The sequence below is a fragment of the Dolichospermum planctonicum genome, from assembly GCF_005402965.1.
Lineage (GTDB): Bacteria > Cyanobacteriota > Cyanobacteriia > Cyanobacteriales > Nostocaceae > Dolichospermum > Dolichospermum planctonicum.
Genome location: NZ_BJCF01000067.1, coordinates 1 through 17,258 on the forward strand (window position 1 = coordinate 1; position 17,258 = coordinate 17,258).

The window sequence follows — 17,258 nt, forward strand, 5'->3', positions numbered from 1 at the left end:
TCAGTATAGTATACTTTAGGAAATTCACCAACCTCTAAGATTGGTAAAAATGAAACTACCCTCTCTCATGATTAAGCTGCGCTTAATATCCCTTGAAGGGTGTTTAATTTTTGCCCGCATTACATCCCCACCCTGTAGAGGGATGGGGTATTACGACGTTTTCTGATAAAAAAAGTATAAGACTTCATGGGAGACTCTTTGCTGTGTTTTTCGTGAATAATTCAACATTGCTGAAAAAATGATTGTCTTGGCTTTGAAATTGGGGTCTGCATCTGACTACGAATTTTCCTCATCCCTGTGCCAATTCCCAGTCTATTTGATCATCAAAACTATACATAAAAAGTGACGGTAACGCTTCATGAACATCACAGTTGAACAAGAAGAACTACGACTTTTAAGCCATATCTTGCAGACCAGATTAAAAGCAAAAGTGACCGATAGTCAGGATTTCCAGGTAAAATGCGCCATCAAAAATAATTTATTGATGATTCTCACCCAACACCCTCCAGGGGTGACAGTTGACACTCAGCAAGTTTTTGATCTGTTGGCACAAACATTACAATCCCAATTCAACTACAAAACTCAACATATCCAATTTTTCTTGAGAGTTTTTGGGGACAAGCTTCCCTATGCTAAATATTTCCTAGATTCTCCCATGCCGACAGTGGAGACAGAAGGGGAAACGGAAAGCACGAACCAGAAGGAAAAAGAAACTTCCTTTGTAATTAAATCATCACCACTCACAGAAACAGAAGCAGAAACAGAACTCATTCCTGATTCATTTATCTTCAGTCCCGAAGCGCCTTTTTTAAACTATTCCTCACCAGAATTAATTTTACACAATCTATCTCTGGATGAAAATGAATCCCAAGAAATTGCCGAAGAATCTTATCCTTTTGTTCATATCCCAGATCAACCGAAAAAAAGACATTTATGGCGATCATTTCCTCCTGCGTCTATAATTGGTACTATTGTATTTATCGTCCTCCTTTACCTTGGTGGTACTTTTGCTCTCCATAATGGTTGTGCAATTTTGGGGTGTAAAGAATTGCAAACAGCCAAACAATTTAAAAGTGAATATCGGCAACAGATCAAAAGTACCAAAACAGATTTAGAGTTATTAGCAATACAACAAAAACTAGATGCGGTAGTGGCAGATTTACAAAAAATACCTCAATGGTCTCCCCGTTATCGAGAATGTCAGGAATTAGTTGATACTCTTTCTCAAGAGTCCTTAAAAATTAACCAGGTGCTACTGGCTTTACGGACAGCAACATCTGTACAAAAAAGAAGTCTAAATCCCGCTAAAAGTTGGGCTGAATTACGTAATAGACAAAATTTGTTGAGACAGGCAATCACCCGACTAAATACTGTTAAACATGAAAGTGAATTTTATCAATTAGTACAAGGGAATTTACCAGGGTATGAAAATAGTTTAAAGACTATTACCCAGCAGTTAATTAGAGAAGAAACATGGCTGAAAAAAATTGCTAGTGCTAAAACTTTGGGGGACGCAGCTATCAAAAGTCAAGCTACTGCTAAATCTACTACTGATTGGCAACAGGTAAAATTTAATTTACAGACAGCAATTAATACCTTAAAAACTATTCCTGAAGATAGTTTTGGTTTTCAAAATGCCAGTAAACTTTTAGCAGCCTATGAATCAAAAATAACTGTAGCAGATGATCACACCAAAAAAGAACAATTATCAACAATGTCCTCTCAACAACTTCTCGCCAGCATTAATCAAGTCAAAACCGATCTGAATAAAGCTTGTACCAGTAAAATTAAGATTTGTACTTTTAACATCGAGAACAATCAAATTAATGTTCGCTTAACTGTGGAATACAAAACTTTATTACAAACTAATAATCTGACAATGCGGCTTCACTACCAAAATTTGCAAAATGCTCTCAAAGTCATTAGTCAAAAATATCAACTTCCTGTATTTACTGAATAATTCAGTTTCAAACCCAAGTGATTTTGTAATGCTTGACGCATTTGAGTCACGGGAACTGTTTCTTGTTGTAACCAGATTTTTAAAGCCGCTGCACCTTGTTGTACGAGCATTTCTAAACCATCAATAGTTACTATCCCTTGTTTTTGGGCCAGGTGCAAAAATTTTGTTGGTTTAGGGATATATATTAAATCATAGGCGATGGCATCACCAGGTAAATAACCCATTTCTTGACTACTCAGTGGTGATTGTTCAACATGGGGATACATTCCTATGGGGGTTGTATTTACTAACAGGTTAGTTTGGTGAAGTAGATTTGGTAATTCTGTCCATTCATGCACTTGGAATTTATCTGCAAAGGGTGAATTTTGCCAACTTTGTCGAAATGCTTGTAATTTCTGTAAATTCCGCCCCACAACGTGAATTTCTGCTAAACCAAGTTGAATGCAACCAGCAACAACAGCCCTTGCAGCACCACCATTCCCTAAAATTACCGCTTTTTTCTGACTCCAATCTTGCTGATATGTTGTTTGTAAAGGAGCGATAAATCCTTCTACATCTGTATTTGTACCGAACCATTTATTACCTTGATTCACGACGGTATTTACAGCACCAATAGCCTGGGCAATAGGGGAAATTTCGGATAATAAAGGTAATATTGCTTGCTTATGAGGAATTGTGATACTAAAGCCTACAACACCAATACTAGCAAAACCTGCGATCGCTGTTGCTAAATTTTCTGGGGCAATGGCAAAAGGTAAATATACATAATCTAATCCCAGTTTAGTCAAAGCGGCATTGTGCATTAATGGTGACAGAGAATGTTCTATAGGGTGTCCAATTACTCCCAAAATTTTAGTTTTTCCGGTAATCATTTGTATTAGTTGTTGGTTGTACATTTAAAAAGCGGTTAGAAACCGCATCTACACAGGCAAAACCCACCTGTGTGGGTGATAATTAATTTAATTTACATAATTTAATTTACATAATTTAATTTACATAATTTAATTTACATAATTTACAATTGTTCACAGTAACTTAATATTTTTTGGCAATATGCAAACAAGTATCGCTCCTTTGACAAATCCAATTCCTGGTCAATACTGGCAATGGCGTGGACACAAAGTGTATTATGTACAAGCAGGAGAACCGCAAGTGCAACGTCCACCCTTACTATTAGTACATGGTTTTGGTGCGTCCACAGACCATTGGCGTAAGAATATCACAGAATTGAGTGCAGACTTCCAAGTATTTGCCATTGACCTATTAGGATTCGGACGTTCAGCAAAACCTAAATTGCAGTATAGCGCCGATTTGTGGCGGGACCAACTCCATGATTTTATCAATCAAGTCATTGGTCAAAAAACAATTTTAGCAGGTAACTCCTTGGGAGGATATGCTTGTTTATGCGTTGCTGCTCAACGTTGTGATAGTGCTGCTGGTGTAGTATTACTTAACAGTGCAGGTCCTTTTTCTCCAGCAGAAAATCAAATTCAACCTGCTGCAAGTCCCCTCAAAAAACTTTTAGGAAACGCCATCAAATGGTGTTTTAAACAACGGTTAGCACAGTCTTTGTTATTTGAATATACGCGGCAAAAATGGGTAATTCGGCGCACCTTAGAAAAGGTTTATCTTGACAAAAATGCAGTTACAGATCAATTAGTCGCAGAAATTCAACGTCCTGCTTATGATCCGGGAGCCTTAGATGTATTCATTTCTGTTTTTAGCACTCCTCAAGGGGAGAAAGTTGATGTTCTACTCAAACAATTAAATTGTCCTTTATTGCTATTATGGGGAGAAGCAGATCCTTGGATGAAAGCCAGAGAACGTTCTCAGAAATTCCATGAATATTATCCCCAATTAACAGAATATTTTCTCATAGCTGGTCATTGTCCCCATGATGAAATCCCTGAACAAGTGAATAGACACTTACGTAATTGGGTAATTAGTTTGCATTAAAATTAAGATGGGTGGCATCTTCTTTAAGATATATTTCCTTAGTGATAACTTGGTAATAGCAAATTTTAATTTTAATAATTACCTCTTGAGACTCAGGTATATAAATCGAAAAACCTTAACAATAAGAATATCACCCATCTTCATAAAATTAAAATTCTAGATATAATGACACAATCTGTAGAGACAAAACCACAAATTCAGGAATTGCGTAAACTACTGGCAGGTATTGAATGTGGAATGTTAACCACAATTGATGATGATGGTAGTTTACATAGTCGCCCCATGTCAATATGGAATGAAATTGATCATAATGGTACACTTTGGTTTTTCACTTTAGCTAATTCCCATAAAGTCGTAGAAATTGAACATCATCAACAAGTAAACGTCAGTTTTTCTGCACCTAATCAACAGCGATATGTTTCTATACTAGGTTCAGCACAATTAATAAGAGACCGCGATAAACTTCAAGAAAAATGGCAGCCAAAATTAGAAATTTGGTTTCCCCAAGGGATAGATGAACCTGATATTGCTTTACTAAAAGTAAAAGTTAATAAAGTAGATTATTGGGAAAGTTCCTCTAGTTTTAGTCCGCAAACAATTAGTTTTTTATAGTTTTTTAGAACTATGACACCGTTAAATTCTCATCTCTAATAGCCAAGCCAAAATACCCAGATCCCCAACTTCCTCAAGTAGTTGGGGAGATAGGTTTAGATATAGGCTAAATCATCCTAAAAATAACTTATATGCAGGATTATCACTTTCATGCAAATAGCTATAACCAAGAGTATCTAAAAATGATTGCCATTCTGTCATTTCATGGGGAGGAACTTGCATTCCTACTAAAATGCGTCCATAATCTGCGCCATTATTGCGATAATGAAATAAGCTAATATTCCAATCAGGAGACATAGAACTGACAAATTGCATTAAAGCACCGGGACGTTCAGGAAATTCAAAGCGATAAAGTAATTCATTTTCTGCTAGGGGAGAATGTCCTCCTACCATGTGACGTAAATGCAGTTTTGTTAATTCATCATCTGTTAGATCTATGGTTTTTAAATCGTGAGATTCAAAATTTTCAACCATTTTTGCTGCGTCTGCACGATTTTCTATTTGCACACCCACAAAAATATGCGCTTCTTTTTCGTTAGCAATACGATAATTAAATTCAGTTAAATTCCGTTTACCAATACATTCACAAAACTTTCTTAAACTGCCTCTTTCTTCGGGAATTTTAACTGCAAAAATGGCTTCTCGACGTTCTCCAAATTCTGCCCGTTCAGCCACAAAACGCAACCGATCAAAATTCATATTAGCGCCACAAGCAACAGCGACCAGGGTTTGATTGGCAATTTTTTCTCTTTCTGCATAGACTTTTGCCGCAGCGATCGCCAATGCCCCCGCAGGTTCTAAAATAGAACGAGTATCCTCAAAAACATCTTTAATGGCCGCACAGGTGGCATCTGTATCCACTAAAATAATTTCATCTACATATTGTTGACATAAACGGAAGGTTTCTTCTCCCACTTCCCGCACCGCTACCCCGTCAGCAAATAAACCCACCTGAGACAACCGCACTCTTTCACCAGCTTGCAGTGATTGATACATAGCGTTAGCGTCCACAGGTTCAACACCAATAATTTTAATATCGGGACGCAAGCGTTTAACATAAGCAGCAATACCGGAAATCAAACCACCACCACCAATGGCCACAAAAATGGCGTGAATAGGTTGTTGATATTGTCGGAGTATTTCCATACCAATTGTTCCCTGGCCAGCAATGACATCAGGATCATCAAAGGGATGTATAAAAGTTAATCCCTTTTCCGCTTCTAATTGGCGAGCGTAAGCGTAAGCATCATCATAATTATTACCATATAGTATTACTTCCCCTCCCCTGGCTTTGACTGCATTAATTTTTACTTGGGGTGTAATCACTGGCATGACAATAATTGCCTTTGTTCCCAAGCGACTAGCAGCTAAAGCTACACCTTGGGCGTGATTTCCCGCAGAAGCCGCTATGACACCCTGCTTCAGTAAATCTGGTGTGAGATTGACCATTTTATTATAAGCGCCCCGTAATTTGAAGGAGAAGACTGACTGCATATCTTCCCGTTTCAGTAGGAGTTTGTTATTAATACGCTGGGAGAGATTGGGGGCATATTCGAGGGGTGTTTCCTGAGCTACATCATAGACACGGGCGGTAAGGATTTGTACTAAATAGTCGCAATACATATCAAGGAGTGCATTTCGGGTTGGTTGTTAATTGTACCGCTTGTTGGGTCTTTTGGTGGCAGGTTTTTACAAAAAGATTTCGCCTCTGTAATTAGCGTCAATGTGCTAATAATTATTATTATGATCATATCCCGTGGTGCGGGCATCTTGCCCGCTATAATCATAAAAATCCCGTAGTGCGTGCATCTTGCCCGCTAAAAGTGTTCCTAACTCTTATGGTAATCCGCTGTAAAATATATCCATAGTGATTGTGTTTAAGAATACCCTGGGGCAATCACAGATTAATATTGACAATTACAATCAATAGTAAATCCAATCTCTGCGATCGCTTTTCCCATATCTTTAAGTAAAAATTCCTATACTATATTACCATTTAATGACATCTCATCATATTAGGTATATTAAGTAAAGTAGATTTAGGGTTAGTTGTTAATTTTACCCCTTGTTGTCCAGATGGTGCATTTAATGTGATGGAGTTTTGAGTTCTGAGGATGAAATTTTGGCTTCTGAGAATCAGGTTGCGAGTTCTCAGCAGGGAGTTTTGAGTTCTGAGTACAGGTTTGGAAGTTCTGACTACAGGATTTTGAGTTTTGAGGACGGAGTTTTGATTTTTAAGTACGTAGTTGTGAGTTTTGAGCATAAAGTAAAGTTTTGACTTATTGATCATTCCTGTTTTTCAGACAATATCATCATATCAATCTTTTGCTCCCTATATTAGTCAAGGCGAAAATTTTGAGATGTTAACTTTTCATGCCCTTCTACTGCAATATAGAATAGTAAATAGACTTGATATACATTACTAATTAAGCGTAATTCCCAATGACCACTAAACGACATTACCACATTATTACCTTCGGTTGCCAAATGAATAAGGCCGACTCCGAGCGCATGGCTGGTATTTTAGAAGACATGAATTTTGAGTGGTCAGAAGACCCAAATCAAGCAGATGTAATCCTTTACAACACTTGCACCATTCGGGATAATGCGGAACAAAAGGTATATTCTTATTTGGGTAGACAGGCTAAACGCAAGCATGAACAACCTGATTTAACCTTGATTGTTGCTGGTTGTGTCGCTCAACAGGAAGGAGAAGCTTTATTGCGACGAGTACCCGAATTAGATTTAGTTATGGGACCACAACACGCTAACCGTCTCAAAGATTTGCTAGAGTCTGTTTTTGAGGGTAATCAAATTGTCGCTACGGAAGAAGTTCACATTTTTGAAGATATCACCCAACCCCGTCGGGATAGTCAGGTAACAGCTTGGGTAAATATTATTTATGGCTGTAACGAACGTTGTACTTATTGCGTAGTTCCCAACGTGCGCGGTGTGGAACAGTCCCGCACACCGGAGGCGATTAAGTATGAAATCGAACAGTTAGGAAAACAAGGTTACAAAGAAATTACGCTGCTGGGTCAAAATATTGACGCTTATGGTCGAGATTTACCTGGTTCTACTCCCGAAGGTCGTCATCAGCATACATTGACAGATTTACTTTATTATGTACATGATGTGCCAGGAATAGAAAGAATAAGATTCGCTACTAGTCATCCTCGTTATTTTACAGAAAGATTAATTAAAGCTTGTGCTGAATTACCGAAAGTGTGTGAACATTTCCATATTCCCTTTCAATCTGGAGATAATGAGCTTTTAAAAGCAATGTCACGGGGCTATACTCATGAAAAATATCGCCGAATTATTGATACTATTAGAGAGTATATGCCGGATGCGTCAATAAGTGCTGATGCCATTGTGGGTTTTCCGGGTGAAACAGAAGCACAATTTGAAAATACTTTGAAATTGGTAGAAGATATCGGTTTTGATTTATTGAATACTGCTGCTTATTCACCCCGTCCCGGTACACCCGCTGCTTTGTGGGATGATCAAATCAGTGAAGAGGTAAAAAGCGACAGATTGCAAAGATTAAATCATTTAGTTAATATTAAAGCAGCCGAGCGATCGCAACGTTACTTTGGACGCATTGAAGAAGTATTAGTAGAAGCTGAAAACAGTAAAGACAAAACCCAGGTCATGGGAAGAACCGGGGGAAATCGTCTCACATTCTTTACAGGTGATATTAATTGTCTAAAAGGGAAAATAGTCAAAGTCAAAATTACCGAAGTTCGTCCTTTTAGTTTGACAGGAGAAGCGATAGAGGTTCGTCAAGCCGCAACAGTTTAATAGAAATACTTAATAGGAATATAAGAGTATGGTGTAAGAGGGTGGTAGAAAAATTATGATTTATGTATCAAATATTTTTACCCCTCCCTAACCCTCCCCTTGTTCAGAGGAAACTAGATTTTCCTGTTAAGGGAGGTAAAAATCAGGAGACACTACTTTTAAAACATCCTCTCAGCAAACCCGGTCTTTTGATGATCATAGAACCTATGCAACTGTCACAAAAAATGATCATCCTTTATTTGTAGTCAGGGATTTAGCCCTGATCTTATTTCCGTAACTTCTCCAAGCAAGAACTAAAGTTCTTACTACAATCAGGTTTTAGCCTGGTTGTTTTTGATGATCAAATTAACTCAAATCCTTATCTAGCAATTATTTGAAGATTTAATTTAGTCATTTAACGTAGCCACTCAGCACTAAAATTTTTACAATAGTTTATACACAATACTATTTATTAAGAATATAATTTAAACAGCTTTATAGTCTGATTCAAGGTCGCAATTCTACTCAAGTGTAATTTGTATGACAAATATAATCCCAAAAAAGAACCGGATTCTGTCACTGGTAAATCACGGTTATATGACTCTGTCCATTAGTGTTGTGCTGTTTTGTGGTGTGAGTGTGGTTATTGATTGCAACCGTGTTTTAGCAAAAGACGCTGTAGTAAAAATTGCCCAATCATCAGTGAAAACAAAGGAAAATGCAGAACGGCTTTTTGAAGAGGGAATGACACTTTATCAAGAAGGTTCAGCAGAGTCCTTGCGACAAGCAATTCAAAAATGGCAAGAGGCTAGATTACTGTATCAGGCTGTGGGAGATCGCCGTATGGAAGCCACCACTCTCAGTAATATCGGTCGTGTCTACAATGCTTTAGGAGCAAAGCAAAAGGCACTAAACTTTTACAACCAAGCTTTACCCATACGTCGGGCTGTGGGCGATCGCGGTGGAGAAGCCACCACTCTCAATAATATCGGTCGTGTCTACGATGATTTAGGAGCAAAGCAAAAGGCACTGGACTTTTACAGCCAAGCTTTACCCATACGTCGGGCTGTGGGCGATCGCCGTGGAGAAGCTACCACTCTCAATAATATCGGTAGTGTCTACGATGATTTAGGAGCAAAGCAAAAAGCACTGGACTTCTACAACCAAGCTTTACCGTTAATGCGGGCTGTGGGCGATCGCGGTGGAGAAGCTACCACTCTCAATAATATCGGTTTTGTCTACAATGTTTTAGGAGCAAAGCAAAAGGCACTAAACTTTTACAACCAAGCTTTACCCATAATTAGGGCTGTAGGCGATCGCCGTGTAGAAGCTGCCACTCTCAATAATATCGGCGCTGTCTACCATGGTTTAGGAGCAAAGCAAAAGGCACTGGACTATTACAACCAAGCTTTACCTTTGTATCGGGCTGTGGGCGATCGCGGTGGAGAAGCTACCACTCTCAATAATATTCGTACATTAAGAGGATTTTAAGTAGAGTTTTGCAACCAGGACTTATGTAACTGTCACAAACAATGATCATCCTTTATTTGTAGTCAGGGATTTAGCCCTGTGTTCTTATAGTTGATCAAATTACCTCACCCCAGTTTTAAAGCTAACTTATGTTTTGGGAATTGTAAAGTTTAATTGCAAGAATTTCCAATTCAATTTAGAATTGTTATTCTAATAATTGAAGCCGATCAGGCTTCCCTGGCAGATAAAACAGCTAGAGAGAAGAAAAGAGAAGTAACACAAGTTAAGCAAGAGGTAAAATCGCTGTTTAATTCACATCTGTCTAGTCAACAGACAACGACACCCGACGCGAAAGCTGATATTCCCTCAGATGAATGAAAATCAGGGGGCGCTGTTACTGGTTTCCATCGCTTGTTTATCGAGTTGGTGAAAGGTAGTACATCCCTGGCTAGAGTTAACAAGAAAGGGGAATCAACAAGCGAGTAGATGTGGGTGTTGTTGTTTGTTTATAAGTTTCTTTGTATTAAAATTAAATAGAAAAAGCGAAATATTAATGAAATAATAGTGAAATAATAGTGAAATAATAGTTATCTGCATCAGCAGATCCAGAATTAGGGTATTTTCAGTGTAATTTTTCCTAATTTATTTGTAATTAATAATACATCATCTTCTCCTCCTCCCTTGCCGGTTGGGGGTGGATTATTGTATCTTATGTAGATTATTAGTTATCTGTCTAAAATTGCGGGGATTAGGGTAGAACCTGTTTTTAATTCGAGTATGGAAAGATGATGAAAAAAAACCTGACTTTATTTGCTTTCACTCTGGGAATTGCTTTTATAAATCCATTTTCGTCAGTTTTAGCCCAAATTCCGATTCCACAGCCCATAGAAGCCCCTCCAGCTACCCCTGAAACACCACCCGCAGGTTTACCACCGCTGCAAAAAGTGGACATAGATACTGTTTGTACCCCTCAAAATTGCTTGGGTTGGGACGAACAACTTTGGGGTCAACAGGGGGATAAACAAGCACTACTAACTGCAATAGATAACAGTTTACGTTATCTGGAAAGCAATAGAGCGATCGCAGCTTATCAAACTTACCCAATTACAGAAATTACTTTAGATCGGGTACGTCGGAGTTTGGTAAGATTTCGGGAAGTGGTAATTAGTTCTCAGTCAGCAGCAGAATTAGAGGCCGCTGTGCGTCGGGAGTTTGTCTTTTACCAGTCTATAGGCAATGATAATAAAGGGACTGTGAAATTCACAGCTTATTATGAACCTGTGTATACTGCTAGTCGAGTCAGGACTTCTGTATATAAGTATCCTCTCTATCGTCTACCCAAGGACTTTCAGAAATGGCCCAAACCCCACCCCAAACGGATTGATTTGGAAGGGAAAAATGGTTTACTAGGTAATAAAAGCAGGTTAAAGGGTTTAGAAATTGTCTGGTTTAGTAATCGTTTAGAACCATACATGATTCATATTCAAGGTTCTGCCCAAATTAGATTAACTAATGGCCAAAGAACATCTGTTGGTTATGCTGGAGGAACGGATTATCCCTGGACGAGTATCGGTAAAGAATTGGCAAAAGATGGTAAACTACCCCTGAGCGGCTTAACTATGCCGAAATTAATTAGTTATTTCCGGCAAAATCCTAGACAGTTAAGCAATTATTTACCACGTTGGGAAAGGTTTGTTTTCTTTGCGGAAACTAACGGTAGACCTGCTACGGGTAGTCTTCTCATACCTGTAACGGCTGAACGTTCTATTGCTACGGACAAAGATATCATGCCACCGGGAGCATTGGCACTAATTGTCAATTCCTTTCCCTATCCTAATAGTCGTGGCAAGTTGGAATCTCGTTTAGTGAACCGTTTTGTTTTAGATCAGGATACCGGTAGTGCAATTAAAGGACCAGGAAGAGTTGATTATTTTATGGGTTCTGGTCAATTAGCCGGCGATCGCGCTGGTATTTCTGGCGGTAATGGTTTACTATTTTATTTATTACTAAAAGAGTAAGCAATAGCCAAGAGGCAAGAGAAAAACTTTATTTTCTGCCTCTTGGGGATGCTATGTCAATCTTTCTTAATAAGGTGGATAATCAAGTTCATCATCATCTGCATAAACATAGGAATTGCTAATACCAGCCATTTCCGCTTTAGAACTTTCTGGTTTAACTACTTCCTTGCCAAATTCTTTGTATTCTTCAAAAGCTTTATGAATCATTTCCGATTCTGGGGAATCTGAAGCAATCATATAATCTGTAAAGTTTGCGACTGTAGGATGTTTATAATCTACAGTTGAAGCCACTAAAGCTGTATTTGGTTCAATTCCTCTTTCTTCTGCTTCAATTATCGGGCAATAAATGCCATGGGCATGAAATAATGGACCTTTGGGAGTGACTGGTTTTTTTTGAAACCCAGCATAAGCTTTTTCTAATTCTCCTGCAAAACCGCCTGTAATTCTCCCCTGTTGATATTCCGCGTAATTTTTCCCAAAACTAGCACAAGCTGAACCACTCAGAGTTAATTGTAATGGTAATTGGTGCAAAAACTTTTTATCTTCACCGACTAAAAAAATTATATGCCGGGTAAAGGTTTTAAATTTCAGTTTATCCGCTAAAAAAGCATCGTAATTATCTTTAAAAGTTCCTAATTTAATTCCCGTTTCTCGGTCTTTCACAGATAACGGACCACGACGGACTATAACTAGTCTGGGCGTAGTCGTCAGAAATACTGTATCTACTTCTCCAGAACTAAAGGTGTGCTGTATCTCTTGCCAATTATCATCCGGTTTAAAGCCAACAGCTTGGGCATTTTCGCGTTTAATCGCTAAGCCATAACTTTGTAAACCGTCTTCACCATAGCGAGGACTGAGCATTTGACACCAAGGGATTACTTGGGACGGTGGAGCGTTAAATTTTTCGTCTTCAAAGTCAAATTTGGCAGATGCTTTCATGATTTTAGAATATCAAAGTGTTTAATTTTATAACTTTATCTTTTGTACCATATTTTGTACCATATATCTGACTATATTTTTGTTATTTAAACTCAATACATAAGATCGTAGTCAGAACCTGAGTCCTATCTTCAAGACGCTACGGGAACACTTATTAGGGCTAAAGCCCTGAGTACAAACAAATCATATTATAATTTTTTGTGACACTTGGGTAAGTCCCATCTAAGTTAGATTATAACAATTAATTAACCACAAAGACAGGTTCAGGGAAGGTGTCACCAAAGAGTAGGAGAGGAAGGATGTTTTGTGATGAAATAAAAAAGCTCTTAACCCCCTGGTTATACAAACCGGGAGTTTAAAAGGAGATAAGTATAGATTTACAACCTTTGTAGTAGATTTATACCGTGTGTATCAGTACCACAGGTGTTAAATAAATTGAATTTCTCCGCTAATTGTTGTACTTCCTCGGTTTCCACAATACTAGGTTTCCATGGTTTGGGATTAGTGTAAGCGTAGAAAGTCTCCACACCATCAATTCCGTTATCTACGGCCGCAGGAATTAGATCAAAATGCGATCGCTTATACCGGGCTGGGTGAGCAAGTACGGCTAATCCCCCCGCTTCTTGAATGGCTCTAATCACGTTATTTGCTTGATAAGGTTTACCCACCGCAGGTATTTTTTGTAAATAAGGTTTCATGCTGGGGTGTTCTGACTCAAAAGCATAAGCCAAAATATGGACCTCAGTATCTAGCAAATTGGCGTTAATTTCCGCACCAATCCACAGGTATGGAGTATGTGTATCTGGATTACTGCATTTCCACGCTTCTAACCAGGAATTGGCTGCTTGATAGCCATCAATACTATGATGATCGGTGATTGCTAGACCTTTTAAGCCAATTGCGATCGCTTGACTCATCAATTCACTAGGTTCTAGCCTACCATCGGAGTGAACTGTGTGCATATGAAAATTAAATAATTGGGGACAACTTTGAGCATCAATATGTTGGAATACTTGCTTTAGTAGTTCCTTGGAAACAGTAGTCCGGGCAAAATTTATAACCATAACCCCTCTACACAAAAATTACATTTTTCTCAAAACAGGTCTTACTTAATAAGTGAGATATAACGAATACCGCTAATTGGTAATTACAGATACTTCTTTAACTACACCAATGGATTTTTGCAATATGTCAATAGTATCTTAGCAAATATTAACGCTGAAAACGATGAGTATTTTTGATTACTTCCATAAGGGAATCTAAAGTTTGTATATGACAACTTATTATCCTGCTACAGATAACAGAGGAATTGACCACAGTTGTTTTCAAAGTATAAAAAAATTATAAATTTCTACTACACGAACGAAGTCAATCTATGGGAACTTAGCAAAAATTCAGGTTTTCAAACCCATGAAGATGGGTTTTATGTGTATATTCAAATATAGGTAATTTAGACTTTTTACCTTACAATAAGGCGACTAATTCACCTGTTCCAGTTATAACCTCACCAATTACATAAGCGGGAATATCCTGAGATTCAAAATGAGTAATTAGCTGTTCTGCTTGTTGGGGTGGAACTAATAATACAAAACCAATACCCATGTTAAATGTATTATACATAGCCTCAGCACTAACAGAACCAGCCGCAGCTAACCAACGAAAGACCGGGGGAATAGTCCAACTTTCGGGTATGATTTTAATCGCTTGACCCGGATTTAAACATCTAGGTAAATTTTCTGGTAAACCACCACCAGTAACGTGCGCCATACCATGAACTTCTAAACCAGATTGTAATGCGGCTAAAACAGATTTAACATAAATGCGTGTAGGCGTGAGGAAAGTCTCACCAATAGATTTTCCATTAAATAAGTCTGGTGTATCGGTCCATGAGAAACCGCTATCACCGACAATTTTTCGGACTAAACTCAACCCATTGCTATGGACACCTGCACTAGCCAAACCTATAGCTACATCTCCTATTTGCACCTGAGAACCGTCTAACATTCGGCTTTTTTCGACAATTCCCACACAAAAACCCGCCAAGTCATATTCACCAATTTGGTAAAAACCGGGCATTTCCGCCGTTTCTCCCCCTAATAAAGCTGAACCGGCTAATTTACAACCTGTAGCTATTCCTGCAACTACCTGAGTTAATTGTTCTTTGTCTAATTTACCCGTAGCTACATAATCAAGAAAGAATAAAGGTTCTGCACCTGATGTTAAAACATCATTAACGCACATCGCCACCAAATCTATACCCACAGTATCATGACGGTTGAGAATTTGGGCTATTTTCAATTTTGTACCCACACCATCTGTACCAGAAACCAAAACTGGTTCTTTGTAACCCGTGGGGAGTTGAAAGCAGCCACTAAAGCCGCCTAAACCGCCTAAAACCTCTTTTCTAAAGGTGCTATGAACCAAATTGCGAATTTGGTCTACAAAAGCTCTACCTGCTTCAACATCAACGCCTGCATCCCGATAATCCATGCTTAACTATACCGTTATCAATTGATTATTTAGGTTATGATTATCACACAATTTATTAATCTAGATCAATTATTGTATCCTAAATAATCAATCATTAGTAATAAAAATCTGGTAAATTAAGTGAGCAAGGAAATAACTCAATTTTATTATACAGCCCAGCACAAACCCAATCAATTAATTTATGGAAGTGGGCAAACTGCGGTAATTACGGGATGGACTGTAAAAGAAGCAATATATAAACACTTGCAAAAGAATGAATATGCTGTAATAGGACAACTATATTCACCAACTAGAGGTATAAATTTATTAATTCGTAACCTATTGCTAAATCCTCATGTCCGATACTTAGTTATTCTCAATGCTACCAAGGAAGATAAAAACGCGGGTGCTTGTCAATGCTTAGGTGATTTTTTCCGTCATGGTGTAGAAGAAAGTATTAGTGATATTGGGCGAAAATCTTGGGTAATTCGTTCTTTGATTCCGGGTTATATTGATATTGATATTGATATAAATGCCTTAGAAAAATTACGTCATTCTGTAGAAATTCAAGAAGCGATATCAATTTCTGATGCTGTTGAAAAAATCAAATATTATGGAAATAAAGAAATAGTTGCACCTTGGGGAACACCATTACAATTTCCCATGAACATAGTTGCATCAAATGTCTTTCCAGGAACACGCTATGGACACAGAATAGAAGGTAAAACCATCGCTGAAACTTGGGTAAAAATCATTCATAGAATTAAAACAACCGGAACAATAAGACCAACAGGTTATGATGGAACATGGCAGGAATTAATAGATTTAATGGCAATTATTACCGATGAACCCGATAATTTTTACTTTCCAGAACCCAATTATTTACCAATAGATAGAAGTTTTTTAGAAGAATATATTTCGCAAATTTTAGATAATACAACTAATCAAGAAGGGGTAAAATACACCTATGGACAACGATTACGTTCTTGGTTTGGAAGAGATCAAATTGAACAGGTAATTGAAAAATTAGCTCATGATATTAATTCCGCAAGGGCTGTAATGTCCTTATGGGATGCTAGTCAAGATCATAATGATAATCCACCTTGTTTAAATCATATTTGGGTAAGGATAGTTGATAATGAACTATCTTTAACTGCCACCTTCAGAAGTAATGATATGTTTTCAGCTTGGCCAGCAAATGCCATGGGATTAAGGGCTTTACAAAAGTATATTTATAATGCTTTAATTAATAAAACCGATCATATATTAAAAATGGGGGCATTAATTACCATTAGTCAAAGCGCCCATATTTATGATGATTGTTTTGAAAATGTCGCCAATATAATTTCATCTCAATATAGTAAAATTGCTCAAAGAAAAGACTATTTTGATCCTGCGGGTAGTTTCATTATTACCATTCAGAATAATCAAATTATTGTCGAACATACAACTCCTGGTTCTGGAGAAGTAGTTAATTGTTATTCCGGTAAATCTGCACATAAACTTTCCCAGCAAATATTCACAGATTCTCCTGGTTTACAAGTTTCCCATGCCATGTATTTAGGAGTAGAATTACAAAAAGCGGAAATGGCTTTTTTAATGAAAGAACAGTTTATTTATGAGCAGGATAAACCTTTGAAAAAGAATACAATTTTAAAATCTTGACGCTCCCCGCCCTATAGAGGGACGGTGATTCTTGTTTCAATGAGCAACCTTACTCAAACTTGTTACCAAGTCTGGGTAGAGGGTCATCTCTCCACAAGCGTTATTAGTTTCCGTCCGCCCGACGGTACTTAAATCATAGCCACTTTGTCTTAGTGCTTTAGTGAGAATGTTAATTGCAGCATTGTGGTCACGGTCGAGAACACAACCACATTTACAAACATGAGTTCTAACTGATAGAGATTTTTTAACTGTTTCCCCACAATTAGAACAATTTTGAGAAGTATATTGTGGTGCAACTGATACAATTACACGACCATAGACTTTACCAAAATATTCTAACCATTGAGTAAACAATGACCAAGAAATTTTAGATTTTAGATTTTAGA

At 37.8% G+C, this 17,258-nt stretch carries 13 protein-coding genes and 2 pseudogenes; 8 read left to right on the forward strand and 7 right to left on the reverse strand.

Features of this window, described 5'->3' with window-relative positions:
* Positions 1 to 358: 358 nt before the first annotated feature.
* Positions 359 to 1,960, forward strand: a complete 1,602-nt coding sequence (locus FFO06_RS19240) for a hypothetical protein (protein WP_137909471.1) — start codon at positions 359 to 361, stop codon at positions 1,958 to 1,960.
* On the opposite strand, the gene FFO06_RS19245 is transcribed toward FFO06_RS19240, so the two are convergent.
* Positions 1,936 to 2,832 carry a shikimate dehydrogenase gene (locus tag FFO06_RS19245; protein WP_137909472.1) on the reverse strand — a complete coding sequence of 299 codons (897 nt, stop codon included), beginning with the start codon at positions 2,830 to 2,832 and terminating at the stop codon, positions 1,936 to 1,938. The genes FFO06_RS19240 and FFO06_RS19245 overlap by 25 nt on opposite strands.
* 181 nt (positions 2,833 to 3,013) lie before the next feature.
* Between FFO06_RS19245 and FFO06_RS19250 the strand changes: the two genes are divergently transcribed.
* Entirely contained in the window at positions 3,014 to 3,916 is a 903-nt protein-coding gene (locus FFO06_RS19250; RefSeq protein ID WP_137909473.1) for an alpha/beta fold hydrolase, read from the forward strand.
* A gap of 165 nt (positions 3,917 to 4,081) precedes the next feature.
* Positions 4,082 to 4,528 carry a pyridoxamine 5'-phosphate oxidase family protein gene (locus tag FFO06_RS19255; protein ID WP_137909474.1) on the forward strand — a complete coding sequence of 149 codons (447 nt, stop codon included), beginning with the start codon at positions 4,082 to 4,084 and terminating at the stop codon, positions 4,526 to 4,528.
* A 111-nt stretch (positions 4,529 to 4,639) separates the two neighbouring features.
* Here FFO06_RS19255 and ilvA read toward each other — a convergent pair whose 3' ends face one another.
* Positions 4,640 to 6,151, reverse strand: coding sequence for a threonine ammonia-lyase, biosynthetic (gene ilvA, locus FFO06_RS19260; protein ID WP_137909475.1), 1,512 nt, complete (start codon positions 6,149 to 6,151; stop codon positions 4,640 to 4,642).
* Positions 6,152 to 6,524: 373 nt separating this feature from the next.
* Positions 6,525 to 6,791 carry a hypothetical protein gene (locus tag FFO06_RS19265; protein WP_137909476.1) on the reverse strand — a complete coding sequence of 89 codons (267 nt, stop codon included), beginning with the start codon at positions 6,789 to 6,791 and terminating at the stop codon, positions 6,525 to 6,527.
* Positions 6,792 to 6,970: 179 nt separating this feature from the next.
* Between FFO06_RS19265 and miaB the strand changes: the two genes are divergently transcribed.
* The 4 genes and pseudogenes from miaB (at position 6,971) to mltA (ending at position 11,799) form a co-directional block, all read left to right on the forward strand.
* The gene (miaB, locus tag FFO06_RS19270; protein ID WP_137909477.1) at positions 6,971 to 8,332 is read left to right on the forward strand and encodes a tRNA (N6-isopentenyl adenosine(37)-C2)-methylthiotransferase MiaB; all 1,362 of its coding nucleotides are present in this window, start codon (positions 6,971 to 6,973) and stop codon (positions 8,330 to 8,332) included.
* A gap of 723 nt (positions 8,333 to 9,055) precedes the next feature.
* A pseudogene (locus FFO06_RS19275) lies at positions 9,056 to 9,781 on the forward strand (tetratricopeptide repeat protein); the annotation flags it as partial.
* A gap of 174 nt (positions 9,782 to 9,955) precedes the next feature.
* Positions 9,956 to 10,159 carry a hypothetical protein gene (locus FFO06_RS19280; RefSeq protein ID WP_137909479.1) on the forward strand — a complete coding sequence of 68 codons (204 nt, stop codon included), beginning with the start codon at positions 9,956 to 9,958 and terminating at the stop codon, positions 10,157 to 10,159.
* A gap of 410 nt (positions 10,160 to 10,569) precedes the next feature.
* A complete protein-coding gene (mltA, locus tag FFO06_RS19285; protein ID WP_137909484.1) occupies positions 10,570 to 11,799 on the forward strand; it encodes a murein transglycosylase A in 1,230 nt (409 codons plus the stop codon).
* 66 nt (positions 11,800 to 11,865) lie between these two features.
* On the opposite strand, the gene FFO06_RS19290 is transcribed toward mltA, so the two are convergent.
* The 3 genes from FFO06_RS19290 to purM all read right to left on the reverse strand — a co-directional run bounded on the left by FFO06_RS19290 (position 11,866) and on the right by purM (position 15,228).
* Positions 11,866 to 12,738: a DUF5895 domain-containing protein gene (locus FFO06_RS19290; protein ID WP_137909480.1), complete on the reverse strand. Its 873-nt coding sequence runs from the start codon at positions 12,736 to 12,738 to the stop codon at positions 11,866 to 11,868.
* A gap of 377 nt (positions 12,739 to 13,115) precedes the next feature.
* Positions 13,116 to 13,802, reverse strand: coding sequence for a PHP domain-containing protein (locus tag FFO06_RS19295; RefSeq protein WP_137909481.1), 687 nt, complete (start codon positions 13,800 to 13,802; stop codon positions 13,116 to 13,118).
* Positions 13,803 to 14,202: 400 nt separating this feature from the next.
* Positions 14,203 to 15,228, reverse strand: coding sequence for a phosphoribosylformylglycinamidine cyclo-ligase (gene purM, locus FFO06_RS19300; protein WP_137909482.1), 1,026 nt, complete (start codon positions 15,226 to 15,228; stop codon positions 14,203 to 14,205).
* A gap of 120 nt (positions 15,229 to 15,348) precedes the next feature.
* On the opposite strand from purM, the gene FFO06_RS19305 reads away from it, so the two are divergent.
* Positions 15,349 to 16,872 carry a thymidylate synthase gene (locus FFO06_RS19305; protein WP_137909483.1) on the forward strand — a complete coding sequence of 508 codons (1,524 nt, stop codon included), beginning with the start codon at positions 15,349 to 15,351 and terminating at the stop codon, positions 16,870 to 16,872.
* A 36-nt stretch (positions 16,873 to 16,908) separates the two neighbouring features.
* Here FFO06_RS19305 and FFO06_RS19310 read toward each other — a convergent pair.
* Positions 16,909 to 17,244 (reverse strand): annotated as a pseudogene (locus tag FFO06_RS19310) (RNA-guided endonuclease InsQ/TnpB family protein); the annotation flags it as partial.
* Between the last annotated feature and the right edge of the window lie 14 nt (positions 17,245 to 17,258).